This window comes from Bacillus sp. R86525 (assembly GCF_042466195.1).
GTDB lineage: Bacteria > Bacillota > Bacilli > Bacillales > Bacillaceae_G > Bacillus_A > Bacillus_A nitratireducens.
In genome coordinates this window covers 1,180,704-1,204,613 of record NZ_JAXHPX010000007.1, presented here as the reverse complement: position 1 = coordinate 1,204,613, position 23,910 = coordinate 1,180,704, and the positions used below count along the sequence as shown (strand labels likewise).

General features: G+C 37.1%; 24 protein-coding genes. 3 read left to right on the top strand and 21 right to left on the bottom strand.

Annotation, left to right across the window (positions count from 1 at the left end; all coding sequences use genetic code 11):
* Positions 1–49: 49 nt before the first annotated feature.
* The 17 genes from SJY24_RS08720 to gpr form a co-directional block, all read right to left on the bottom strand.
* A complete protein-coding gene (locus SJY24_RS08720) occupies positions 50–1,009 on the bottom strand; it encodes a PhoH family protein (RefSeq protein WP_000840505.1) in 960 nt (319 codons plus the stop codon).
* A 3-nt stretch (positions 1,010–1,012) separates the two neighbouring features.
* Positions 1,013–2,212: a sporulation protein YqfD gene (gene yqfD, locus SJY24_RS08715; protein ID WP_377864410.1), complete on the bottom strand. Its 1,200-nt coding sequence runs from the start codon at positions 2,210–2,212 to the stop codon at positions 1,013–1,015.
* A gap of 278 nt (positions 2,213–2,490) precedes the next feature.
* Complete coding sequence (gene yqfC, locus SJY24_RS08710) at positions 2,491–2,784, bottom strand: sporulation protein YqfC (RefSeq protein ID WP_000732268.1); 294 nt, start codon at positions 2,782–2,784, stop codon at positions 2,491–2,493.
* Positions 2,785–2,891: 107 nt separating this feature from the next.
* Positions 2,892–3,335 carry a GatB/YqeY domain-containing protein gene (locus SJY24_RS08705; RefSeq protein ID WP_000054578.1) on the bottom strand — a complete coding sequence of 148 codons (444 nt, stop codon included), beginning with the start codon at positions 3,333–3,335 and terminating at the stop codon, positions 2,892–2,894.
* A gap of 15 nt (positions 3,336–3,350) precedes the next feature.
* Entirely contained in the window at positions 3,351–3,524 is a 174-nt protein-coding gene (gene rpsU / locus SJY24_RS08700; RefSeq protein ID WP_000048061.1) for a 30S ribosomal protein S21, read from the bottom strand.
* Positions 3,525–3,869: 345 nt separating this feature from the next.
* The gene (gene mtaB / locus SJY24_RS08695; protein ID WP_071747371.1) at positions 3,870–5,222 is read right to left on the bottom strand and encodes a tRNA (N(6)-L-threonylcarbamoyladenosine(37)-C(2))-methylthiotransferase MtaB; all 1,353 of its coding nucleotides are present in this window, start codon (positions 5,220–5,222) and stop codon (positions 3,870–3,872) included.
* Positions 5,223–5,228: 6 nt separating this feature from the next.
* On the bottom strand, positions 5,229–5,978 hold the full coding sequence (locus SJY24_RS08690; protein ID WP_377864409.1) for a 16S rRNA (uracil(1498)-N(3))-methyltransferase: 750 nt from the start codon (positions 5,976–5,978) through the stop codon (positions 5,229–5,231).
* Between the two features lie 144 nt (positions 5,979–6,122).
* Positions 6,123–7,061 carry a 50S ribosomal protein L11 methyltransferase gene (prmA, locus tag SJY24_RS08685; protein ID WP_377864408.1) on the bottom strand — a complete coding sequence of 313 codons (939 nt, stop codon included), beginning with the start codon at positions 7,059–7,061 and terminating at the stop codon, positions 6,123–6,125.
* 28 nt (positions 7,062–7,089) lie between these two features.
* Positions 7,090–8,196 (bottom strand): chaperone protein DnaJ, encoded by a 1,107-nt coding sequence (gene dnaJ, locus SJY24_RS08680; protein WP_098499586.1) that lies wholly within the window; start codon positions 8,194–8,196, stop codon positions 7,090–7,092.
* A 204-nt stretch (positions 8,197–8,400) separates the two neighbouring features.
* Positions 8,401–10,236, bottom strand: coding sequence for a chaperone protein DnaK (gene dnaK, locus SJY24_RS08675; protein WP_377864407.1), 1,836 nt, complete (start codon positions 10,234–10,236; stop codon positions 8,401–8,403).
* Between the two features lie 26 nt (positions 10,237–10,262).
* Positions 10,263–10,829 (bottom strand): nucleotide exchange factor GrpE, encoded by a 567-nt coding sequence (gene grpE, locus SJY24_RS08670; RefSeq protein WP_377864406.1) that lies wholly within the window; start codon positions 10,827–10,829, stop codon positions 10,263–10,265.
* Between the two features lie 114 nt (positions 10,830–10,943).
* The gene (gene hrcA, locus SJY24_RS08665) at positions 10,944–11,960 is read right to left on the bottom strand and encodes a heat-inducible transcriptional repressor HrcA (RefSeq protein ID WP_000954960.1); all 1,017 of its coding nucleotides are present in this window, start codon (positions 11,958–11,960) and stop codon (positions 10,944–10,946) included.
* Positions 11,961–12,093: 133 nt separating this feature from the next.
* Positions 12,094–13,233 (bottom strand): radical SAM family heme chaperone HemW, encoded by a 1,140-nt coding sequence (gene hemW, locus SJY24_RS08660; RefSeq protein ID WP_377864405.1) that lies wholly within the window; start codon positions 13,231–13,233, stop codon positions 12,094–12,096.
* 51 nt (positions 13,234–13,284) lie between these two features.
* Entirely contained in the window at positions 13,285–13,659 is a 375-nt protein-coding gene (locus SJY24_RS08655; RefSeq protein WP_377864404.1) for a winged helix-turn-helix transcriptional regulator, read from the bottom strand.
* Between the two features lie 134 nt (positions 13,660–13,793).
* Positions 13,794–15,617, bottom strand: coding sequence for an elongation factor 4 (lepA, locus tag SJY24_RS08650; protein WP_377864403.1), 1,824 nt, complete (start codon positions 15,615–15,617; stop codon positions 13,794–13,796).
* A gap of 210 nt (positions 15,618–15,827) precedes the next feature.
* Positions 15,828–16,190, bottom strand: a complete 363-nt coding sequence (locus SJY24_RS08645; RefSeq protein ID WP_377867226.1) for a YqxA family protein — start codon at positions 16,188–16,190, stop codon at positions 15,828–15,830.
* Entirely contained in the window at positions 16,190–17,293 is a 1,104-nt protein-coding gene (gene gpr, locus SJY24_RS08640; RefSeq protein WP_000662633.1) for a GPR endopeptidase, read from the bottom strand. The genes SJY24_RS08645 and gpr overlap by 1 nt, the downstream gene beginning before the upstream one ends.
* A gap of 180 nt (positions 17,294–17,473) precedes the next feature.
* On the opposite strand from gpr, the gene rpsT reads away from it, so the two are divergent.
* The gene (gene rpsT / locus SJY24_RS08635) at positions 17,474–17,731 is read left to right on the top strand and encodes a 30S ribosomal protein S20 (protein WP_001274011.1); all 258 of its coding nucleotides are present in this window, start codon (positions 17,474–17,476) and stop codon (positions 17,729–17,731) included.
* A gap of 84 nt (positions 17,732–17,815) precedes the next feature.
* On the opposite strand, the gene holA is transcribed toward rpsT, so the two are convergent.
* Complete coding sequence (gene holA, locus SJY24_RS08630; RefSeq protein WP_377864402.1) at positions 17,816–18,826, bottom strand: DNA polymerase III subunit delta; 1,011 nt, start codon at positions 18,824–18,826, stop codon at positions 17,816–17,818.
* Positions 18,827–19,172: 346 nt separating this feature from the next.
* On the opposite strand from holA, the gene SJY24_RS08625 reads away from it, so the two are divergent.
* Positions 19,173–19,307, top strand: a complete 135-nt coding sequence (locus SJY24_RS08625) for a YqzM family protein (protein ID WP_001058627.1) — start codon at positions 19,173–19,175, stop codon at positions 19,305–19,307.
* Between the two features lie 29 nt (positions 19,308–19,336).
* Here SJY24_RS08625 and SJY24_RS08620 read toward each other — a convergent pair whose 3' ends face one another.
* From SJY24_RS08620 to SJY24_RS08610, 3 genes are all read right to left on the bottom strand, one after another.
* Positions 19,337–21,658: a DNA internalization-related competence protein ComEC/Rec2 gene (locus tag SJY24_RS08620; protein ID WP_377864401.1), complete on the bottom strand. Its 2,322-nt coding sequence runs from the start codon at positions 21,656–21,658 to the stop codon at positions 19,337–19,339.
* A 14-nt stretch (positions 21,659–21,672) separates the two neighbouring features.
* On the bottom strand, positions 21,673–22,230 hold the full coding sequence (locus SJY24_RS08615) for a ComE operon protein 2 (RefSeq protein WP_000439790.1): 558 nt from the start codon (positions 22,228–22,230) through the stop codon (positions 21,673–21,675).
* Positions 22,231–22,292: 62 nt separating this feature from the next.
* The gene (locus tag SJY24_RS08610) at positions 22,293–22,892 is read right to left on the bottom strand and encodes a helix-hairpin-helix domain-containing protein (protein ID WP_377864400.1); all 600 of its coding nucleotides are present in this window, start codon (positions 22,890–22,892) and stop codon (positions 22,293–22,295) included.
* Between the two features lie 77 nt (positions 22,893–22,969).
* On the opposite strand from SJY24_RS08610, the gene comER reads away from it, so the two are divergent.
* Positions 22,970–23,797, top strand: coding sequence for a late competence protein ComER (comER, locus tag SJY24_RS08605; RefSeq protein ID WP_377864399.1), 828 nt, complete (start codon positions 22,970–22,972; stop codon positions 23,795–23,797).
* The last annotated feature ends 113 nt before the right edge of the window (positions 23,798–23,910 follow it).

Below are 23,910 nucleotides of genomic sequence, written 5' to 3'. Positions count from 1 at the left end.
CCATTCGCCAACCTTATCATACAAAAAGAAATGACCCTGACAAATAGGATCATTCCATTTTATCATATGCCTCAATAATACGTTGCACTAATGGGTGTCTCACAACGTCTGTTTGTTCCAGTGTTATGAACGAAAGACCTGATACACCAGATAAAATATTAGCAGCAATAGAAAGACCTGATTTTACCCCTTTTGGCAAATCTACCTGTGAGGGATCTCCCGTAATAACCATTTTAGAACTAAAACCTAATCGTGTTAAAAACATTTTTATTTGAGCACCAGTTGTATTCTGTGCCTCATCTAATATAACAAATGAATCATCAAGAGTACGTCCTCTCATATAAGCAAGAGGCGCAATTTCAATTACACCTCGTTCCATCATACGCTGTGTGTATTCTTGCCCAAGAATATCGTGCAACGCATCATACAACGGACGTAAATACGGATCTACTTTTTCTTTCAAATCACCTGGTAAAAAACCTAAACTCTCTCCAGCCTCTACAGCAGGTCTTGTTAAAATAATTTTCTTCACATACCCTTGCTTTAAAGCTCTCACAGCCATTACTACAGCTAAGTATGTCTTCCCTGTCCCAGCAGGTCCTATCCCAAATACAACATCATTCTTTTTCATTGCATGAATATATCTTCTTTGTCCCATCGTTTTCACACGAATGGATTTACCTTTTGCTGTTTTAAAAATTTCCTCTTCATATAACTCTTCGAATTGAGCAATTTTCCCTTGTTTCCCAAGCTGAATTGCATACGCAACATCTCTTTCCGAAATTGATACACCTTTACGGATAACAACAAGTAGCTGTTGTAAGATTTTTTCTACGAGCACTACAGCTTCATCTGCCCCAGATACACGAACAGACTCTCCTCTAGTTATAATCGATACACTAAGTTCTCGTTCAATTACTTTTAAATGAGCATCATTTACCCCAAATAGAGCGATTGCCTCGTTAGGGTTTTCCAATTGTTGGTTCATTTCTACTAATTGTTCTGCCATCACTCAGTCTCCTTGAATATCGGATTCAGATATTGGTTGCGGCTCTGCAATATTTTCAATCACTGTGTAATGTAACGTGACCTTTAAGTGATCCGCCTCAATCTCTTTACTCAAAATCTTATCACTTACAATCATAGCATGTTCATCCAATTTTTTCTTCAGTTCTTTTTCTGCCATCTCTTTCGCTACTTTCATTGCTTGTTTTTCGGTATATTCTCGGTTCGCTTCTTCCTCTTCTCGTACAATATCTTTTTCATATGCAACTGGTAATGTGAATCCAAATAATTTCACATCATGTTTTACACTTTCAGTACGAGAGCGTTTATACTCATCCTGTTGAAATCCCCATATTTTTATTTTAGCACTCCCAAATTTAAGAAAATATTCATTGTATGAATTACCAGTATACACTTGAAATTGCGTCTTTAACGGAACATCCACCTCAGATTTGTACCACGTTTCTCCATATACAATCCCTTTAGCCGAAACAATTGTCGGATTCTCCTCATTACCATACATCCCCGAGACGAGAAGTTGCCCCTTTTCTACATGGTCATTTTTCATGACAACAGGCTTCCCAACTTCCACAAATGTTTTTGTAATAATCCCTTCTTTTTTTGCTACTAAGTTTTGTGGCAGTTGTTCACTTTCTTTTTTCGGTTCATTTTTTTCAACAATTTTAAAATGATATGTTGTCCCTCTTATTTCTAACCCCGCCCAAGTAATCGCATTAATATTGTCCGTTAAATGCCGCTGAACATCTTCTACACTAGGCATCTGAAACTGTAATTTCCCTTTTTTAATACCCATTTTGTCCAATTCTTTCATCAATATATATTCCGTTTCAGGTTTTGCTCCTGTAATTTCAATTTTCCAAACCATATTTGATAATGCAATCATTCCGAAAAAAAATATTAAAAACCCAATTAAAAATCCACTATTTTTAATTAAACGCTTATTCCAAAATGGAAAACCGTAACGTCCAATAAAATATAATTTACATTCATTCTTTCTATAAATTGGTTTTATCTTTTTCACATCTCGTAATAACATGCAAAAAACTAACGTTTCATCCGCTATCTTCTTTACATCCCAAACTAATAATTTCCTACGTACACATTCGTTAACGAAGCGTTCTGCTCCTCTACCTTCAATTCGCACTTTTACATACCCAAGCCATTTTATAAACCATTTATTTTTCATCGACTACCTTCACTACCTTTCTAAAAGTAGATACAACACTTTTCACTTTAAGCATCAAATAGCTCGTACTAATCGAAGCTTTAATCGGTGAGGTTTTTCTCCTCACTAATCGGGCATATGCATAAGATGAAAGTTTAATATGTGGAGGTTTTGTCCATACCCACTGATTATTAACGCACACCCATCGAGCTTTTACGGGCAGTGAATGCGGGATAAAGTGAATATTAAGGTCAAATCACTAAAATAAAGAAGAAAAACTTCACAAACGGAAGTTTCCCTCACTCCTCTTTCTTTTCATTTTCTAAAAACATCACTTGTTCGATAATCCCTTCAAGCAAAAGTTCTTCCGGGAGGATTGTTTTAATAACAAAGGATTGCCCCTTAATTAATAGTTGACCTTGTTTTAATAACAACCTTACTTCTTTATCTGAAAATACTAATAAGCCTCGATGATTTTCTATATAGATATGCACTTGCCCAACAAGCGTAATCCGAGGTAGATCCATTAGCACATCCACTGGCAGGTCTATTTGCTTCGTCAACCAATTCTTCATTTGTTCTAATTTTTTCATCTCAAAAGACCCCCTCTCATCCCATATGTATGAAAAAAGAGCTTGTAATATCACGTCCAAACTGAAAAAAGCATAAAAAAACGTCTCATACGAAATGAGACGCTTTTTTATGCTAATAGCTGGATAACCAGCTTATTCACAAGTGATCCGTCTGTTTTACCTTTTACTTTCGGCATAACAGCAGTCATCACCTTACCCATATCTGCTTTAGATGTAGCACCAACTTCAGAAATAACTTGCTTAATTATATCCGCTAGTTCTTCTTCTGTTAATTGCTCCGGCAAATATGCGCTTAAAATCTGAATTTCACTTTGCAGTTTATCAACAAGGTCTTCACGACCAGCTTTTTTAAATTCAAGGAGGGAGTCCTTATACTGTTTTACTTCACGAGCTAAAACTGTTAATTCCTCTTCTTCAGTAAGAGTATGTTGCAGTTTAATACCTTCATTTTGTAAAGCAGCCTTAACCATACGAATAACGGTTAATTTTTCTTTTTGTTTATTCTTCATCGCTTGTTTCATATCATCGTTTAAACGACCGAGAAGACTCATCACTTACACCCTCTCTTAGAACTTACGCTTTCTTGCCGCTTCAGATTTCTTCTTACGTTTTACACTTGGCTTTTCATAAAACTCGCGCTTTCTTGCTTCAGCAAGTGTACCAGTTTTAGAAACCGATCTTTTAAAACGGCGAAGTGCATCCTCCAAAGACTCGTTTTTACGAACGACTGTTTTTGACATTCTCTTTCCCTCCCTCCGAAACATCACACTTACATACTAACTTCAGCATGCAAAAAGAAACACTTCTTCAGCATGTCTTTTACGATTATAATACATTTTATCACTTCAGGTCAACTATTTGGCAGAATAAAAGAAGAATAGATGCTCTTCCTTTTCCAAAAATCTATGTAAACAGCCGTTATCGCTCCCACCTAAAAACAAATATATTTTTATCACGAAAACTTTCCCATACAAAATTTGCTCAATAACCCTTATTTAACGGGCACTCCATTGCATCTATTTCAATACTTAACTTCTCCACGAAAGAAAAAAGCATGCAAACCATTTTCGGTTGCATGCTTTTTATTATGCGCTTGCTGACTCTTTTTTTATATCATCTTCAAGAACACGAACAAACTGCGCTTCGTTATATGGATAGCCAGCTTTTGTAATTTTCACTTTTACTAACTTACCGATTAATTCTTCAGAACCTTCAAATACAATTTTTAAGTAGTTATCTGTATAACCTACATATAACCCTTCACGGTCACCCTCTTTAAATTGCTCTTCCGGAATAATTTCAAGCACTTCACCTTCGAACGCAGAAGCATACTCTTTCGCCAATTGGTTAGACAACTCAATTAGACGATGAACACGATCATTTTTCACATCTTCAGGAACTTGATCTTCCATACGCGCCGCTGGTGTACCTGTACGTTTTGAATAAGGGAACACGTGTAATTCAGAGAAACGATTCTCTTTAATGAAATTGTATGTTTCCATAAATTCTTCTTCTGTTTCACCTGGGAATCCAACAATTACATCCGATGTAATCGCAAGACCTGGTAACGCTTCTTTCAAACGATCTAAACGCTCTTGGAAAAATTCCATCGTATACTTACGGCGCATACGTTTTAGTACAGTATTAGATCCTGACTGCAATGGAATATGCAAGTGACGTACAACTACTTCTGATTTATCTAATACTTCAATTACTTCATCTGAAATTTGACTCGCTTCAATAGAAGAAATACGAAGACGTTTTAATCCGCCTACTTCCGCTTCCATATCACGAAGTAATCCAGCTAAGTTATAATCTTTAATATCTTCACCGTATCCACCTGTATGAATACCTGTTAACACGATTTCTTTATAGCCTGCGTCTACTAATTGCTGTGCTTGTTTAATAACTTCTTTCCCATCACGAGAACGCATTAAACCACGTGCCCAAGGAATAATACAGAATGTACAGAAGTTATTACAACCCTCTTGTATCTTTAAAGATGCACGTGTACGGTCCGTGAAATATGGTACATCGAGCTCTTCATATACACGTGTTTTCATAATATTGCGGACAGCATTAATTGGTTGACGCTCTTTACGGAACTCTTCGATGTAACCTAACATCTTCTCACGATCTTGCGTACCAACAACAATATCTACACCTGGAATTGCCATGATTTCTGCTGGAGATGTTTGTGCATAACATCCAGTTACACATATTACTGCATCTGGATTTTGACGTACAGCACGTCTAATGACTTGACGGCTTTTTTTATCTCCAGTATTCGTTACTGTACATGTGTTAATAACATATACATCAGATTTCTTTTCATATTCAGTTCTTTCATAACCACCTTGCTTAAACAATTGCCAAATCGCTTCTGTTTCATAGTGGTTTACTTTACAACCTAACGTGTGGAACGCAACAGTTGCCATTGATTATCACCCCATCAATTCAAAATGATAAGAAGCGGCACTTAACGCATAAAGCGGAGCCGTTTCTGTTCTTAAAATTCTTGGTCCTAAACTACATGGTACAAATTTATGTTCATGAAGTGCAGCAATCTCTTCCTCCGCTAAACCACCTTCTGGCCCAAATACAATCAGAAGCTTCTGGCCTGGCTTAATCGTTGCCAAAGCTTTCGCAAAATTAGATTTCTCACCTTGCTTTGCTTCCTCTTCATACGCAACTAAGCAACTATCATACTCACTACTCATTGCCAGTAATTGTTTAAATGATGCAGGAGCATGCACGTCTGGAATTTCACTTCTATGCGATTGTTCTGCAGCTTCTTTCACGATTTTTTTCAAACGCTCAACTTTTTTATCTGCCTTTTTGGCATCCCACTTTACAATAGATCGCGATGCTTGAAATGGTAAAAATGCAGCTGCCCCAAGCTCAGTTCCCTTTTGAAAAATTAACTCAAGCTTGTCTCCTTTTGGCAGTCCACTTGCAATCGTCACGAACACAGGAAGTTCACTCGACGCCTCTACCCATTCTACAATAGCGGTATCTACAAATTCACTGGTAATTTCAGCAATTGAACATTCTGCTGTTTTACCATTCACACAACAATAAATGTGGTCACCAACTGACATGCGCATCACTCTTGCGATATGATGGACATCATCACCCATTATGCGAATACTTGTCTCATTTACATATTTCTCTTCTACAAAATAACGTTGCATATAATCACCTTAGTAGAGTTTCGTTCCTTTCGTAAGTCAACACTTACGAAAAGAACGAAACGTTATCATTTTTCATATAACAAACGGCAAGTCCCTCACCTTATAGTGAGAGACTCCCCTTTTCATTATAAACTAAAATCTATATTACGCATTTCGTGCAATAATTGCTACCCAATCATCCATTCGTAATACTTCTTCAATTGTAAATCCAGCTTTTTCTAACGCCTCAGAAATTACTTTTTCTTTCGCTGCAATAATACCAGATGTAATGAATAATCCACCTGATTTTACAACTCTTGCTGCATCTTCAGGGAATAGAAGAATAATTTCTGCTAATAAATTCGCTACGATTAAATCAACAGGTCCTTCAATACCTTCTAAAAGACTATTTTGTCCAACAGACACGATATCATCTGTTTTATTTAAACGTACATTCATTTCTGCACTTTCCACTGCAACTGGATCTAAATCGTATGCTTGAACAGAAGACGCACCTAATTTTGCCGCTGCAATACTAAGTACACCAGAACCCGTTCCTACATCAATGACAGTATCACCTGATTGAACTGTTTTTTCTAAAGCACGAATACACATCGTTGTTGTTGGATGAGTTCCTGTACCAAACGCCATACCCGGGTCTAATTCAATGATTTTTTCATCCGGAGAAGATGGTGTGTATTCTTCCCATGTCGGTACGATTGTGAATGTATCAGAAATTTGTACTGGATGGTAATATTTTTTCCAAGCAGTAGCCCAATCTTCTTCGTCGACTTCGTTAATGGTAATATTTCCAGTACCAATTTCAATGTCGTAAGATGGAAGCACATCAATAGATGATTTTACACCCGCAATCGTTTCCTGTAAAGAATCCGTTTGCGGGAAATATGCTTTTACTAATACACCCTCTGCCGGGTATTCATCTGGGTTCAATGCATAAATTTCACCATATTGTTGCTCGCGCTCTTTCGTCAACTCCGCTGGATCCTCAATCGCAACTCCACTAGCTCCAGCTTCATGTAAAATATGAGAGACAGCTTCTACTGCTTCTTCTGTTGTATGAATACTAACTTCTGACCATTTCACAATTTACCAACTCCATTTTTTATTTCCATTATTCCCCTTTGAAAGCACGTTTAAGCTTTCCAAATAAACTATCATCCTGCTCTTCTTGCCCTGCAAATTCACGTAATAAGTCTTTTTGATGTGAAGTTAATTTTGTTGGTACAACAACACGAACGACTACATATTGATCTCCTTGACCGTATCCACGTACGTTTGGAGCACCTTTTCCTTTTAAGCGGAATTCTGTTCCTGTTTGTGTTCCTGCTGGAATTTTCAGCTTCACTTTCCCATGAACAGTAGGAACTTCTACTTCAGCACCAAGTGCCATTTGCGCAAATGTTAATGGCATTTCGCAAATAATATGATCACCTTCACGCTCGAAGAATTCATGATTTCTTACATGAACAACTACATATAAATCTCCTGCCGGTCCGCCATTTACGCCCGCTTCACCTTTTCCAGATACACGAATTTGTTGGCCATTATCGATACCAGCTGGAATTTTAACGTTAATTTTTTTACGCTTACGTACTTTACCTGAACCGTGACATGTCGTACATTTTTCTTTAATCATTTGACCAGTTCCTGAACAATGACCACAAGCTTGACGGTTTACAATACGACCAAACGGTGTATTTTGTTCTACACTTACTTGACCTGATCCTGAACAATGTTTACATGTTTCTTTTGAAGTTCCTGGTTTTGCCCCGCTACCTTTACAAGTATCACATGGGTCTTCCACTGGAATCTCAACGTTTAATTCTTTACCAAAAATAGCTTCTTCAAACTCTAAAGTAACTTGATATTGTAAATCAGCACCTTGACGCGGAGCATTTGGATCACGACGTCTGCCGCCACCGCCGCCAAAGAACGAACTAAAGATATCTTCAAAACCGAAGCCACCGCCGAAGTCTCCTCCGCCACCGAAGCCTTGATTTGCACCAGCATGACCAAATTGATCGTACTGCGCACGCTTTTGATCATCGCTCAATACTTCGTATGCCTCTTGTACTTCTTTAAACTTTTCAATTGCATTTTCTTCTTTACTTACGTCTGGATGGTATTTTTTAGCCAAACGACGATACGCTTTTTTAATTTCATCTTTTGAAGCGCCCTGACTAAGTCCAAGGACCTCATAATAGTCTCGTTTACTCATAAATTTGCAACCCCCGAATCTTTCACATAAACGTAATTTTAACACCGAAAGAAAGTGCTTTGCAACAAAGTTTCCTCACTTACAGTATGCAAGGTCAAAAACTTAAGATCCTCACACATTTCTCCTCATTTATGAAAAAAGCCAAAGCCAAGGCACGCTTGACTTTGACTTTTTGTCATCTTACTTATTATGTTTGTACTTAAATTACTTGTCTTCTTTTACTTCTTCAAACTCAGCGTCTACTACATTATCTTTTTTTGCGCCAGCGTCTTGTGCTCCTTGTGCACCTTCTGCTTGCCCTGCAGCCGCTTGAGCTTGCTCGTATAATTTAACAGTTAATTGTTGTACGATTTCTTGTAAAGCATCTTTTTTCGCACGAATTTCTTCAAGTTCGTTTTTCTCGATTGCCGCTTGTAATGCTTCTTTCGCTTCTGTTGCTTTCGCTACTTCAGCTGCATCTACTTTACCTTCTAAATCTTTTACAACTTTATCTGTTTGGAATACAAGTTGGTCAGCTTCGTTGCGAAGTTCAACTTCTTCCTTACGTTTTTGGTCAGCATCAGCATTTGCTTCTGCTTCTTGTACCATACGATCTACTTCGTCATCAGAAAGACCTGAAGAAGATTGGATTGTAATAGTTTGCTCTTTGCTTGTTCCTAAGTCTTTTGCACGTACGTTAACGATACCGTTCGCATCAATATCGAATGTTACTTCGATTTGTGGAATACCACGTGGTGCTGGCGGAAGGTCTGTTAATTGGAAACGACCTAATGTTTTGTTGTCAGCTGACATTGGACGCTCACCTTGTAGTACGTGAATGTCTACTGCTGGTTGGTTATCAGCAGCTGTTGAGAATACTTGTGACTTACTTGTTGGAATTGTAGTGTTACGCTCGATTAGTTTCGTGAACACACCACCCATAGTTTCGATACCTAAAGAAAGTGGAGTTACGTCTAATAATAGAACGCCTTCTACATCACCAGTTAGTACGCCACCTTGAACTGCAGCACCTAATGCTACAACTTCATCTGGGTTTACACCTTTATATGGCTCTTTACCAGTTTCACGTTTAATTGCTTCTTGTACAGCTGGGATACGTGTAGAACCACCAACAAGGATAACTTTATCTAATTCGCTTGGAGCAAAACCAGCGTCTTTTAATGCACGACGAGTTGGCTCTAATGTTCTTTCAACAAGACCAGCTGAAAGTTCTTCGAATTTCGCTCTTGTTAATGTTAATTCTAAGTGTAATGGACCAGCAGCTCCAGCACTAATGAATGGTAATGAAATTTGTGTTTGTGTTACACCTGAAAGGTCTTTCTTCGCTTTTTCAGCTGCATCTTTCAGACGTTGAAGTGCCATTTTATCTTGGCTTAAATCAATGTTATTTTCTTTTTTGAATTCAGCTACTAAATGATCGATGATAACTTGGTCAAAGTCATCTCCACCAAGACGGTTGTCACCAGCAGTTGAAATAACTTCGAATGTTCCGTCTGCTAACTCAAGGATAGATACGTCAAATGTACCGCCACCTAAGTCATATACTAAGATTTTTTGTTCTTCATCTTGTTTTTCTAAACCGTAAGCAAGTGCTGCTGCTGTTGGTTCGTTAATAATACGCTCAACTTCTAAACCAGCGATACGACCAGCATCTTTCGTTGCTTGGCGCTCTGCATCGTTGAAGTATGCAGGTACTGTAATAACAGCTTTCGTTACTGTTTCACCTAAGTACGCTTCAGCAGAAGCTTTTAAGTTTTGTAAAATGATTGCAGAAATTTCTTGAGGTGTATAATCTTTACCTTCAACTTCTACTTTATAGTCTGTACCCATATGACGTTTAACAGACATGATTGTATTTGGGTTTGTAATTGCTTGACGTTTCGCAACTTCCCCAACTTGACGCTCTTCATTTTTGAAAGCTACAACAGAAGGTGTTGTACGGTTTCCTTCTGGATTTGGGATAACCTTTGGTTCTCCACCTTCCATAACAGCTACACAAGAGTTTGTTGTACCTAAGTCAATACCGATAATTTTACTCATGGCGATTCCTCCTACTTTTATGTAAATTATTGATTTACTTTTACCATTGATGGGCGAATCACACGGTCTTTTAGTTTATAACCTTTTTGGAATTCCTCCACAACCGCGTTTGATTCAAATTCACTGTCTTCCACTTGCATAATGGCTTGGTGCTCATTAGGATCAAACTGTTTACCAACAGATTCAATCACTTCAACACCTTCTTTAGTCAACGCTTCTAGCAATTGACGATGCACCATTTCCATACCTTGTAACAAAGATTTCGTTTGCTCATCAGTTGTTTCCACTTGCATCGCTCTTTCAAAATTATCAAGAGCTGGCAAAATATCTGAAACTAAACTTTGTGCTCTATATTTTTCAGCAGCCTGTTTATCCATTTGGACACGGCGCTTATGATTTTCAAAATCAGCTTGTAGACGTAATGTGCGACCTTCCGTTTCCGTTAGTTTCGCTTGTAACTCATCTACTTTTTCTTGTAAAAGAGCAGCCTCACTTTTTTCTTCTACAGCTTCTTCACTGTTTTCTGGCGTGACAGCTTCTTCAACTTGCGCTTCTTTCACTTCTTCTACCACTTGTTCGTTACGCTCTTCCACAATTTTCACCTCCTTAAAAGGTATTAGGTATCATGTATAGCATGATTACCTAAGCATTATATATTACACACAGCAATGAGAATCTCATCACTTGAGCGAATGTATTACTCTCATTTACTTTTTAAGTCCGTCTGTAAATTGTCTTGTAAATAACTGCAACAAACTAATTACACGAGAGTATTGCATTCTCGTCGGACCTAAAATCGCAATTGTTCCTAGTTGCTCTTCTCCAATCGAATATGTTGCAGAAATTAAACTACAATCTTCCATAGCTATTGAAGAATTTTCCCTACCAATTTTCACTTGAATACCAACTTGTTTATGACGCAAAATATCATAAAACTCAGCTTCGTTATCAATCATCGTCAGCAAGGACCTTACTTTTTGAATGTCATGGAACTCTGGTTGCGAAAGCATATTTGCTTTTCCTCCAAAGTATATCTTTTCCGATAAAGGAACTTGAAATGTACCATCTAACATTTTTATTGCACTATCGTAATTATGAACATACCCACGCAAGACTGTAACAATCTCTTTAAAGATCTTATTATGAAGTTCCAACATAGGTACACCCGATAGCTTTTCATTTAAAATATTAACCATTTTTTCTAAATCTGATAAATCAACAGATTCCGGAACGGTAATCGTTTTACTTTGTACATGCCCTGTATCCGTTACAATAATAGCGACTGCTGTTTGACGATCAAGCGGTACAATTTGTACGTTTTTAAGTTTATTTGTGCTTAACTTAGGCCCAAGAACAATGGCCGTATAATTCGTAAGCTCTGATAAAATTTGAGCAGATTGCTGTGCAACTTTTTCTGCTTCAAAAATTCTTTCAGCAAACAAATCTTTAATTTGTACAATCTCATCGTTCGGTAAGTTTTGTGGTGCTAAAAGATGGTCTACATAAAATCGGTATCCTTTCTCAGAAGGAACACGTCCAGAAGAACTATGCGTTTTTTCAATAAAACCTAATTCTTCTAAATCAGCCATTTCATTTCGAATAGTAGCTGAACTAAATGTAATTTCCTCTTTTTTAGCCAAAGTTCTAGACCCAACGGGCTGTGCTGATCCAATAAAGTCATCAATAATTGTTTGTAAAATTAAGAGCTGACGTTCCGTAAGCATCTCATCATCACCTCTGTTAGCACTCTTTGTCTTTGAGTGCTAAATCTATTAATAACTTACCAAAATTGACATTCAATTGTCAACGGAAACGTCACGAAATAATGAAACTTTTTCACGTTTATGGAACATTTAATTAGTCAATCAAAAATGACTGGAACACTTCATTCCCCAATAATTTTCCTTTTCGTGTTAAACGCACATATCCATCTCTCTCTTCAAGCAATCCTTTTTCTTGATTGCTTTGTAACTGCTTCGCGAAAACTTGATCCATCTCCATATTGAATTTCTTTTGGAACTCTATCTTGGAAACACCTTTTGTTTTTCGAAGCCCTAAGAACAACTCTTCTTCCATTTTTTCTTTCTCCGTCACTACGTGAACGTCTAAATATGGAAATCCGGTTTCATCAATTTTATTGAAATATTGCTTGAGCGGCCCTACATTTTGGATACGTTCTCCATTTACATAACTATGCGCGCCAGCTCCAAATCCATAATACTCTTCATTATTCCAGTATGTGAGATTATGTCTACTTTCATTATCCCCTTTTGAGAAATTACTAATTTCATACTGTTTATAACCATGTTTCTCCATTTCATCCATTACCATTTCATACATTTTCGCTTCATGGTCTTCACCCGGAAGTCTCAACTTCCCTTTATTCATTAAGTTATAAAATACAGTCTTCGGTTCCACAATTAATGAATATGCTGAGAAATGTTGTACACCAAGCGTAAAGGCAATGTCTAATGTTTCTTTTACATCTTCTATCGTCTGTCCTGGCAAAGCATAAATAATATCTACATTTATATTTTTAAAGCCCACTTCCTGCGCTTCTCTAATTGCTAAAAATGCATCTTCCCTCGTATGCTTACGCCCAATCTTCTCAAGTAGCTCATCACGAAACGTTTGCACACCAAAACTAATTCGGTTTACTCCACCTTCTAACAATAAGTTTAACTTCTCTTTCGGTAAATCGCCTGGATTCGCTTCAAACGTTAATTCACAATTCGGCGCAAATGGACGCAAACGACGGTTAATGATATCGAGTAGTTTTTTTGTCTGTTCCATATTTAATGCTGTCGGCGTTCCTCCACCAACAAAAATCGTTTTCATACTATCAAACGGTACTTTTTGAACCGTGTTTATTATTTCTTTCTCTAAATACTCTAAATATTGATCTACCGGCTGGCGTTCAATAAACACTTTATTAAAATCACAATAGTGACAAATATGCTGACAAAATGGAATATGAATATATGCAGCTTGTACCAAATATAACTCCTACCTTTCTAAAAAGAAAACCTCCGCGCTCCGGAGGATTCTCTACTTCTCTAATGTATTACGAATTTGTTCCATTCGCATTTTTCCCCAATCATACATCATTTCAACGATTGGTAAAAGTGACATACCTAGTTCTGTCATATAGTACTCAACACGCGGAGGAATTTCCGGATATACCGTTCGATCAACAATCCCGTCCTCCATTAATTCTTTTAATTGATTCGACAACACTTTATGAGAAATACTCGGGAACAGTCGTTGCAATTCACTAAAACGATGTGAACCTTCCACACCTAAGTGCCACAATATCACAACTTTCCACTTCCCACTAATAATAGAAAGCGTCAATTCCTTTTCACAATTAAAATTCCCTTTTTCTATTTTATCTTGAATATCTTTTCGAATATTTTCGGACATTAATAGTCTCCTAACTCTAGATCAATCACTAAAAAGCTCTCTCATCATTGTAAATGAGAGAAGCTAAGATGTCTAAAAAGTAATTATACAGAAAAAAAGAAGCCGCATAAACGACTCCTTTTTTATTTTAATTATTAGTTGTCATCCATTTTCAGTACAGCCATGAATGCTTCTTGTGGCACTTCTACAGAACCAACAGACTTCATACGTTTTTTACCTTCTTTTTGCTTATCAAGAAGTTTACGCTTACGAGAAATGTCACCACCGTAACATTTTGCAAGTACGTTTTTACGCATCGCCTTAATTGTAGAACGAGATACAACTTTATTTCCGATAGTCGCCTGAATTGGCACTTCAAACTGTTGTCTTGGAATTAATTTCTTTAATTTCTCTACAATTACTTTACCACGGTCATACGCTGAATCACGATGTACAATAAATGATAAAGCATCCACTTGTTCATTATTTAAAAGAATATCCATTTTCACAAGTTTAGATGGTTTATAACCAATTAACTCGTAGTCAAATGATGCATATCCTTTCGTATTTGATTTCAATTGATCGAAGAAATCATATACGATTTCTGATAACGGGATTTCATATGTCAATGTAACACGTGTTTCATCTAAATATTGCATATCAATAAACGTTCCACGTTTCCCTTGGCAAATTTCCATTACAGCTCCAACATAGTCATTCGGAACCATAATTGCAGCCTTCACAAACGGCTCTTCTACACGATCGATAGTCTGTGGATCTGGCATATTAGATGGATTATCAACAATAAAATCTTCACCGTTTGTTAAATACACTTTATAAATAACGCTTGGCGCTGTTGTAATTAAGTCAATCTTGAATTCACGTTCAATACGTTCTTGAATAATCTCCATGTGAAGCAGCCCTAAGAAACCACAACGGAAACCAAACCCTAAAGCTTGAGATGTTTCAGGCTCAAACTCAAGAGCAGAATCATTCAATTCTAGTTTTTCTAATGCATCACGTAAGTCGTTATAACGAGCAGAATCAATCGGATATAAACCACAGAATACCATTGGGTTTAACTTACGATATCCTGCTAACGCCTCTGCAGCTGGACGTTTCGCATGTGTAATCGTATCACCAACACGTGTATCGCCTACGTTTTTAATAGATGCTGCTAAAAATCCTACATCACCTACTGTTAACTCGTCACGCTGCGTTGTTTTCGGTGTAAACACACCTACTTCTGTTACTTCAAATTCTTTTCCAGTTGCCATCATACGTACTTTATCGCCAACTTTTACCGTTCCATTTACAACACGGATATATGCAATTACACCGCGGTACGGATCATATAAAGAATCGAAAATCATACATTGTAACGGTTCTTCTGAATCACCTGCTGGAGCTGGTACCTTTTCAACGATTTGTTCTAAAATATCCTCAATACCAATGCCAGCTTTCGCTGAAGCAAGTACAGCTTCCGATGCATCTAAACCAATTACATCTTCTACCTCTTGACGTACGCGTTCTGGGTCCGCACTTGGTAAGTCGATTTTATTAATAACTGGTAAAATTTCTAAATTGTTATCAAGCGCTAAATATACGTTTGCTAACGTTTGCGCTTCAATACCTTGCGCTGCATCCACAACAAGAATTGCACCTTCACAAGCCGCTAAACTACGAGATACTTCATACGTAAAGTCGACGTGTCCTGGAGTATCGATTAAGTGAAGAATATATTCTTCACCGTCTTTCGCTTTATACGTTAATTGTACTGCATTTAATTTAATTGTAATACCGCGCTCGCGCTCCAACTCCATAGAGTCAAGCAATTGCGCCTTCATTTCGCGCTGTGCCAACGCGTTTGTTTTCTCCAAAATACGGTCTGCCAACGTTGATTTCCCGTGGTCAATGTGAGCAATGATGGAGAAGTTACGAATTTTCGACTGTCTTTTTGCTCTTTCTTCTTTATTCATCTATGTTCTCAACTCCTAATAGTCTCGCCAATATACACTAGCACTGATTATATCAATAGAGCAGCAAAGATTCAATGAAAACTCGTGCTGCTTACAATACAAATCACTCTATCTATATCTTATGCGAACAAACCATAAGAGACAAACCCTTTTCAAATTTAAAAACGGCTGTCTTTCAAATCTAACAGACAACCGCCCTTCCCACTCTCCTTAACTAAAAATCCCTTTTAGCTTCCCAACAACTATATCCGTTCCAAACTTAGTTATATCGTAAGTAACACTTGCTATCGCCATACCAATACCTTCTACGACATTGAAACTCCTTAAGTTTTCTAACTGTTTTTGTTTTTCAACAGCTGAAAATGCCTCGCCCAAAATTCCCGATTCAACTCCTGCACCTTCTGTTCCTGTCATATGAGCAATTTGTTCATATGACAGCTGACGGTATCCCTTCATACTCTTCAAACCATGATTAGCCAGTCCTACTCCAGCTATCATCATAAGTAAACATACGACTGTACCGCACATACACAAGAGCGCAAATCGACTCCAACCATTGGCATCTCTACCCATCAATGTGTATATGCCCCTGTATTATCCTGATCAATTTGATGATGCAGCGCTGCATTTAAACCACTTGCTATTACATTTGCCATATCCTCTATAAAAGCATCTACTTCTTTTGGGGTCACCATTAAATTATGACCGAGAGGAGATAACACTTCATAAATTAATTTCCTCTTCTCTTCATCCTCCAACGTACCGACAGCACCTAAAAACATATTTCGGCTCTTTTCATCCGGCATATCTTCTTCTGTTAACTTTTTCTTTTCTCCAAATGAAAATCCCGCTGGTAATAAAGACCGTGACGGCTTATGTCCCTCTTTCATCTCTCTTCCAAAGTGCTTCAAAATAAAATCGATTGTATCACTCGTAATAGAAACTGCGTCTACTACAGTTGGAACACCAATCGCAATAACAGGAATTCCTAATGTTTCTTTACTTAGTTCCTTACGTTTATTCCCAACACCTGATCCAGGATGAATTCCTGTATCAGAAATTTGTATCGTGCTATTTACTCGTTCAATAGAACGGGCAGCTAATGCATCAATTGCAATTACAAAGTCTGGCTTTGTTTTCTCAATGATTCCATAAATCACATCGCTCGTTTCAATTCCTGTAATCCCCATTACTCCTGGCCGGATTGCACTAACAGGTCTAAATCCTTCTTCTACACTTTCAGGCTGTAATTGAAATAAATGTCTCGTTACCAGTACATTTTCTACAACGATCGGTCCGAGCGCATCTGGCGTTACATTCCAATTCCCAAGACCAACAATTAAACAACTTGCTTCTTTGGAAACTCCAACATCCTCTAGGAAATAAGAAAATTCCTTCGCAAAAATACGCTCTACTTTTTGTTGAAGTTCTGTATCTTGTTGACGTATACCTTGCACTTCAAGAGTTAAATAATTTCCGGGTTTTTTCCCCATCGATTCAGATGCAATTTCATCAATAGTTACTTTTGTAATTGTAACTCCCTCTTCTTCCCTCTCTTTTACAATAACTCCTTGTATCCCTTTTTGTTCTTCTTGGCGCTCTTGCAGCATTTGGTGCGCCTCCACAGCCAGGTCAGTTCTAACACTATATTTACTTAAATCTAATGGTTCTTTCATCGTATCTCCTCCGTAATTCATAGTAAATATCGTTAGATTTCCCCAAGTTATATTAGGTCATTCTTTCCTTTACGTGAAATTTCATTGATATACTATTGCAATTCTCTTCACCGTTTGATAGAATATCACTTGTTCTATGTAAGAATCGAGTCATTCGATTGCACCAGGGAGGTGAAAAGTATGGCAAACATCAAATCTGCTATCAAACGCGCTAAACTTAGCGAAGAGCGTCGTGCACATAACGCTTCTATCAAGTCTGACATGCGTTCTGCTGTTAAAACTGTAGAAGCTTTAGTTACTAATAACGATCTTGAAAATGCTAAAGAAGCTTTCAAAACTGCTTCTAAAAAACTTGACAAAGCAGCTCGTAAAGGTCTTATCCACCAAAACGCTGCAGCTCGTCAAAAATCTCGCTTAGCGAAACAAGTAAACGCGTAAGGCGTTTAAAAAACGATCCATTCGGATCGTTTTTTTATATACAAAAAAAGTTCATGTAACAAGTACATGAACTTTTTTATATCATTACAGATGGTTTAACCGCATTAAGAAAAACTCGAGCACAAGTTTCTTATCCATTTTTCCAGTCTTCATACTGTAATCAGCTTCGGCTAATTCTACAATAACTCTTTTTAATTCTTCAAAAGAGAAAAATTTCGTTTGATTCATCGCCAATTTTACACGATACGGATGTACACCAATATGGGAAGCAATTTGATTTTGTCCATAACCGCGCTGTTGTAACTCCTTTACTTGATTCAGCAAACGGAATTGACTTACTAATAATGCGAGTAACTTAATTGGTTCTTCCTGCTGTGTGAATAATCCATCCAAAATTTGCATCGCACCTGCGATATCTTTTTTTACCACTTTTTCTGTCAAAGCAAACACATTTTGCTCAACGGATTTTGGTACAAGCTCCGCCACAAGTTTCGATGTAATTTCCCCGCCCATACCGACATATAACGTTAGCTTGTCCATTTCCTTCGCTAGCATTGTGACATTACTTCCCACAAGCTCTAATAACAAACTAACAGCCGCGTTATCAATATATACATGCGCCTCTTCCGCACGAGAAACAACCCACTTCTGGACATCTTGCACTTGCATCGCATTCGCTTCTACTACATCCGCTGTTTTCTTTAATAGTTTCGTAATTTTTTTTCGTTCATCTAATTTTTCATAAGGCGCAACGAAAACAAGAATAGAAAAAGGAGAAGGTTCCCCGATATATTCTTCTAAAATTTTTATATTTTGTTCTAATTTTTCTTTTTGTGCCGTTAAAAATAATGGTGATTTTATTAATATAACTTTACGATCTCCAAAGAATGGAAGAGTACGTGCATCCTCAACCACGTCTTCTAAATACGCTTCTTCCAAATCATATGTCACAACATTAAACTCTCGATCTTCCTCTTCAAGTGCTTCCGTTGTAATCAGTTTTATCGTTTCATTTATAAAATACGCTTCCGTTCCATACAGTAAATACAACGGAGCAAACTGTTTCTTTTTAATTTTCTTATGTATATCACTCATACTTTTTCCTACTCCCTAACTTGGCAATATATATTTATACTAATGCCCTAGCTTTTGTTTTACAAGTACAAAGGAACAGGCTTTATAACCCGTCCCTTTATTTATATAAAACGCCACGCAATAAGTCCCGGGTTTCTTATTGGTGTGCGGTAATCACCTTCCCTTTATTATTCACAATAAAAATCCGAGTATAAGTGCCAACTGTTAACATGATTGGAAACGAAAAAATCATGTTACTTAACGAGCTAAAAGTAGTAAAAATACTCGATTTCTCTTCATATATAAATTGTAGATTTTTTTCTGACAATATTTTATACTAAAGTGGAATGTTGGGGAGGGATTCTAAATGAATAATTTTGAACAAAACGTTCAAAGTAAACGCAATGACGCTATTGATTCAGGGGTAGGATTTATCGTCTCATTTGGTTTTTTCGCAACACTTTTCATCATTGCAACTGTTATTAAATTTATCGGTTCTTAAAGGCTGCCGCTTAATGGCAGTCTTCTTTTTTATCTATTATGTGTTTCATCATATGTGATTTTACTGCGAAAGGTTCCTTTTTCCCCTTTAAAAACATAAGAAATAGCACCTTGCTTATCCGTGCGCCATATTTCAATACCATCCTTCTTAAAACCTTCTATAACTTCCTTATGCGGGTGCCCATACCTATTGCGCTCTCCAACTGAAATAATCGCTACACTCGGCTGTACAAGGCTCAAAAAAGGTTCGGTAGATGACGTTTTACTCCCATGATGCGCAACCTTCAAAATGTCAGCCCGCAACTCCGGATATGTTGATACTACAAGCCGTTCACCTTCTTCTTCTAAGTCACCCGTGAATAACCATGTTAACCCTCCTAATTTCGCCCATATTACAACCGAAGAATCATTTTCTCCTTTTTCTTTTCCTTTTGGAGCTAATACAAAAAATTCTGCTTCATTTACTCTCCAGCTCTCACCCTCTCCTACTACACTTACCTTCACTCCCTTTGCTAACGCTTGTTTCTTTAACGCTTTTTCTAATACAGCATCTTGGTCCTTTCTCCCAAATACAACTTCTTTTATAGTAATAGATGATAATACATCCTGTGCAGCACCTATATGATCTGCATCTCCATGCGTTACAATTAATTTATCAATTGTTTTAATACCTTCCTTTTGTAAAAAAGGAATAAGAATATCATGCCCAACAGAAAATTCATGCTTTTTTTCTTGCCACGCCTCCTTCTTGATATGAAGCGCCCCACCTGTATCAATAAGATAAACCCCTTTATCGTACGGGAGACGAATTAATATCGCATCTCCCTGTCCAACATCAAGAAATGTAATACTCCCACTTTCGCGAAAATATGGTGATACATAATGACACGTACAAATAAAAAGAAATACGCCTACAACCATGAAAAAAATCCTTTGGGATATTCTCTTTTCCCAAAACACCAATATGCTAATAATGCTAAAACAATATATAATTACAAGAATTAAGGGTGTTTGACCGAAAGTAAGGCGGATAAACGGGAAATTTTCACAGTAGCTTAAAAAATTATTAGAAACGGTTAAACATATCGATAATACATATGCAATTCCTTTCGCAAGAAATGGAATGATCGGCATACATAGAAGGATAACAATGCTACAGGGTAATACAAGAATAGATAGAAACGGAACATACAAAAGATTGAGGAAAATACTATAAGGAGAAAAATAACCAAAATGATATAGCAAAATTGGGGTGTTAACGAGCTGTGAAACAACAGAAATATAAATCGTATTTCGGATTGCTCCGTTACTACGCGCTAGTAATATCGGAGCAGATAACAGTAAGGCAAAGCTACCTACAAATGAAAACTGGAATCCAATATTGAAAATAAGATATGGATCGTATATAAGCATACATATAGCCGTTATACTTAATGCATCTAAGCTAGATAAGCGAACAGAACATATGAAAGCTACTAGCAACAATACTCCTGTTATAGAAGCCCTTACGACAGACGGTGATGCACCTGCCATGATCATATACAGAGGAATACAAACTATAAGACATACTGTTGCTCTCTCCTTCGTTACACCACTTCTTAGTAAAACAAAATACATTATAACTATCAGCAATACGATATGCGAACCTGAAATTGCCAACAAATGTATAAGACCAAATTGTTGATATTGTTCTTCTACTTCAAACGACATTTGTTGTCGATCTCCAAATACTAATGCATTCATAAAAGCACCTGACTGTTCCGGAAATATTTCTGTAACTTTCGAGATTGCTTGTTGCCTAAAAAAGAAAATCCACTGCACGAGAGACAACGATGTTTTATGACATTCAGAAATATCGCTCACATTGAATATAAAATGTATTTTTTGCTGGTATAAATAGTCACGATAATCAAAAGCATGAAAATTCCTGGCATTTTGCGGTTCTTGCTTCTCCCCTTTAAATGTACATGCTATTCCTGCAAATAATTGGCGCAATTGCTCCTTTTCTGATGCAGATTGAATTTTATAGTTCAACTGCACTATATTCTCATTTTGATCTTTAATTTGAAAAGAAAGGCGATCCCCATTAATAAAAGGTGTATTTTGTATAACACCTCGTGTAACTTCGTAGGACTCTCCTAGAGGCTTATTTTGACTTTGAACATACGTGGTATACATAGCGCCACTAAAACACGCTAACATACAAATGATGAAGGTTATATGAGAGGTACGATACAAATAAAATAAAACATAACTAACGAAACAACAAGCAGTCAACAAATACGACGAGGAAAAGGCAATTGCAATCCCCATTATAAACGAGATTGCAACATAGCCCCATTGTCCCTGCAACTCATATCCACTCCTTATAGCATCATTTTTGCTTTCGTGAATACATGCTGTAATTCTTCCATTGACAAACTATCTTTTTCGAAAGATGAGAATAGTTCTTTTAACTGCAAATGACGCTCTTGCTCCTCTAGCGAGGCAATATCGTATTCTAGCGGAACGTGTTTCACTGTCACATTTGCTTGTTCAAACAACTCTATGGCATACGGATGGTTTTTATAATCCTGTGCATAATAAACTGCTGTAATACCACTTTGAATAATCGCCTTGCAACATTGCAAACAAGGGAAATGCGTAACGTATATTTCCGATTCCTCTGTTTTCACACCAAACTTCGCGCATTGCAATAAAGCATTCATTTCAGCATGAATTGTACGAACACAATGATTATCAATGACATAGCAACCATCGTCTATACAATGCACACCACCTTTAATTGAACCGTTATATCCACCAGCAATAATTCGTTTATCACGAACGATTGTCGCTCCTACCGCAAGCCTTGTGCATGTACTACGCAAAGATAATAAATGGCTTTGCGTCATAAAATATTGATCCCATGAAATTCGTTCCATATCTTCACCTACTTTTTTGTCTACTTGTAGTGTAGCGAAAAAAGAAAAACTTCGTCAATCTTTTACGGAATAATTATTTGATCTTTTATTTTCTCAAGTGACTTCGTTCCAATCCCGTCAATCTCCAATAAATCTTCTATTTTCTGAAACGGTCCGTGTTCTTCTCGATATTTCAAAATACTTTCCGCTTTCCGGGAACCAATACCTGTTATTTTTTCAAGTTCTTCTTTAGAAGCTGTATTTATTTGTACTTTCCCCTCTTTTTTTGAAGAAGCAGCCCCCTCTTGCACTGGTTCATTTTTGTTAGGAATATAAAGAAGCATTTGATCTCGTACAACTTGTGCCAAATTCACTTTCTTTATCTCTGCATCCGGTAAAAAACCACCTGCTTTTTCAACCGCATCCTTCACCCGCTCCCCTTCCTTCATTTCATACACACCCTCTTTAAAAACAGCTCCTTTTACATCAATTACAATGGTTTTTTTCTGCTCCTTCGTGCCCAATTCTTTCGGCTTTCCTTTCTTCTCCACCTCTTTCATTTGGACATCTGTTGTCATAATTGTTTGCTCTGCATGCTGGTTCGTTTTCCAGAAAAAAAGAAAAATTACAGTTCCAATAATAACCACTAATCCCAACCATTTTTTCGGAAAATCCCACATCATTTTACACCTCTAATCATAAATTCATAACATCATTCATATTGTTTAGGAGAAAGCCGTTACGAAGGAGGGATGAAACATTGAACATAGGAATTATAGGGACAGGGAACATGGGGAATATACTAATCGATGCATTTTTAGAAACCCGTGCTGTCAAACCTTCGTGCCTTACTATTATTAATCGGACGCCTGCCAAAGCATATCATATAAAGGAAAAATACCCTTCTGTTCATATAGCCAAAACAATCCAAGAAGTAATCGAACACTCCCAGCTTATTTTCATTTGCGTAAAACCGATAGACATATACCCTATCCTACAAAAATACGCTGAACATTTTTCAGATGAAAAGTGCTTAGTTTCTATTACAAGCCCAATATCTCCATCACAATTAGAAACGCTTATACCTTGCCATATCGCACGAATCATTCCAAGCATTACAAACCGCGCTTTATCTGGCGCATCACTATTTACATTTGGAAATAACTGCTCTGAAGAATGGAAACAAAAACTACTTCATCTATTCAAAAAAATTTCTACTCCCCTTGTTATAGAAGAAGATATAACGCGCGTTTCATCTGATATAGCAAGTTGTGGCCCTGCTTTTTTTAGTTATTTATTACAATGTTTTATTAACGCTGCTGTAGATAAAACGAATATTACACATGAAGAAGCCACTACTTTAGTAAGTGAAATGGTCATTGGAATGGGGAAATTACTTGAAAAAGAAATTTTCACATTACCTACTTTACAAGAAAAGGTATGCGTTAAAGGCGGTGTTACAGGAGAAGGTATTCGTATTTTAGAAGAGCACGTTGGGGATATGTTTCATAAATTAATCGAACGGACACATGAGAAATTTGATGAAGATTTAAAATGCGTTGAGCAGCAATTCAATAAACACACATAATAAATACGCCACCGTCATTCCAAATCCTTTTTATAAATACTTTCTTTTTTATACTATACTTTCACTTAAACTAGCACTTTTACACTTTACACATATCACCTTCTCATTATTCT

Excerpts from the sequence above, each read along its gene's own strand:
- SJY24_RS08720 (WP_000840505.1), bottom strand. The coding sequence starts at position 1,009 with ATGGCAGAACAATTAGTAGAAATGAACCAACAATTGGAAAACCCTAAC.
- yqfD (WP_377864410.1), bottom strand. The coding sequence starts at position 2,212 with ATGAAAAATAAATGGTTTATAAAATGGCTTGGGTATGTAAAAGTGCGA.
- yqfC (WP_000732268.1), bottom strand. The coding sequence starts at position 2,784 with ATGAAAAAATTAGAACAAATGAAGAATTGGTTGACGAAGCAAATAGAC.
- SJY24_RS08705 (WP_000054578.1), bottom strand. The coding sequence starts at position 3,335 with ATGAGTCTTCTCGGTCGTTTAAACGATGATATGAAACAAGCGATGAAG.
- rpsU (WP_000048061.1), bottom strand. The coding sequence starts at position 3,524 with ATGTCAAAAACAGTCGTTCGTAAAAACGAGTCTTTGGAGGATGCACTT.
- mtaB (WP_071747371.1), bottom strand. The coding sequence starts at position 5,222 with ATGGCAACTGTTGCGTTCCACACGTTAGGTTGTAAAGTAAACCACTAT.
- SJY24_RS08690 (WP_377864409.1), bottom strand. The coding sequence starts at position 5,978 with ATGCAACGTTATTTTGTAGAAGAGAAATATGTAAATGAGACAAGTATT.
- dnaJ (WP_098499586.1), bottom strand. The coding sequence starts at position 8,196 with ATGAGTAAACGAGACTATTATGAGGTCCTTGGACTTAGTCAGGGCGCT.
- dnaK (WP_377864407.1), bottom strand. The coding sequence starts at position 10,236 with ATGAGTAAAATTATCGGTATTGACTTAGGTACAACAAACTCTTGTGTA.
- hrcA (WP_000954960.1), bottom strand. The coding sequence starts at position 11,960 with ATGCTTACGGAACGTCAGCTCTTAATTTTACAAACAATTATTGATGAC.
- SJY24_RS08655 (WP_377864404.1), bottom strand. The coding sequence starts at position 13,659 with ATGTCCGAAAATATTCGAAAAGATATTCAAGATAAAATAGAAAAAGGG.
- lepA (WP_377864403.1), bottom strand. The coding sequence starts at position 15,617 with ATGAATAAAGAAGAAAGAGCAAAAAGACAGTCGAAAATTCGTAACTTC.
- SJY24_RS08645 (WP_377867226.1), bottom strand. The coding sequence starts at position 16,190 with ATGGGTAGAGATGCCAATGGTTGGAGTCGATTTGCGCTCTTGTGTATG.
- gpr (WP_000662633.1), bottom strand. The coding sequence starts at position 17,293 with ATGAAAGAACCATTAGATTTAAGTAAATATAGTGTTAGAACTGACCTG.
- rpsT (WP_001274011.1), top strand. The coding sequence starts at position 17,474 with ATGGCAAACATCAAATCTGCTATCAAACGCGCTAAACTTAGCGAAGAG.
- holA (WP_377864402.1), bottom strand. The coding sequence starts at position 18,826 with ATGAGTGATATACATAAGAAAATTAAAAAGAAACAGTTTGCTCCGTTG.
- SJY24_RS08625 (WP_001058627.1), top strand. The coding sequence starts at position 19,173 with ATGAATAATTTTGAACAAAACGTTCAAAGTAAACGCAATGACGCTATT.
- SJY24_RS08615 (WP_000439790.1), bottom strand. The coding sequence starts at position 22,230 with ATGGAACGAATTTCATGGGATCAATATTTTATGACGCAAAGCCATTTA.
- SJY24_RS08610 (WP_377864400.1), bottom strand. The coding sequence starts at position 22,892 with ATGATGTGGGATTTTCCGAAAAAATGGTTGGGATTAGTGGTTATTATT.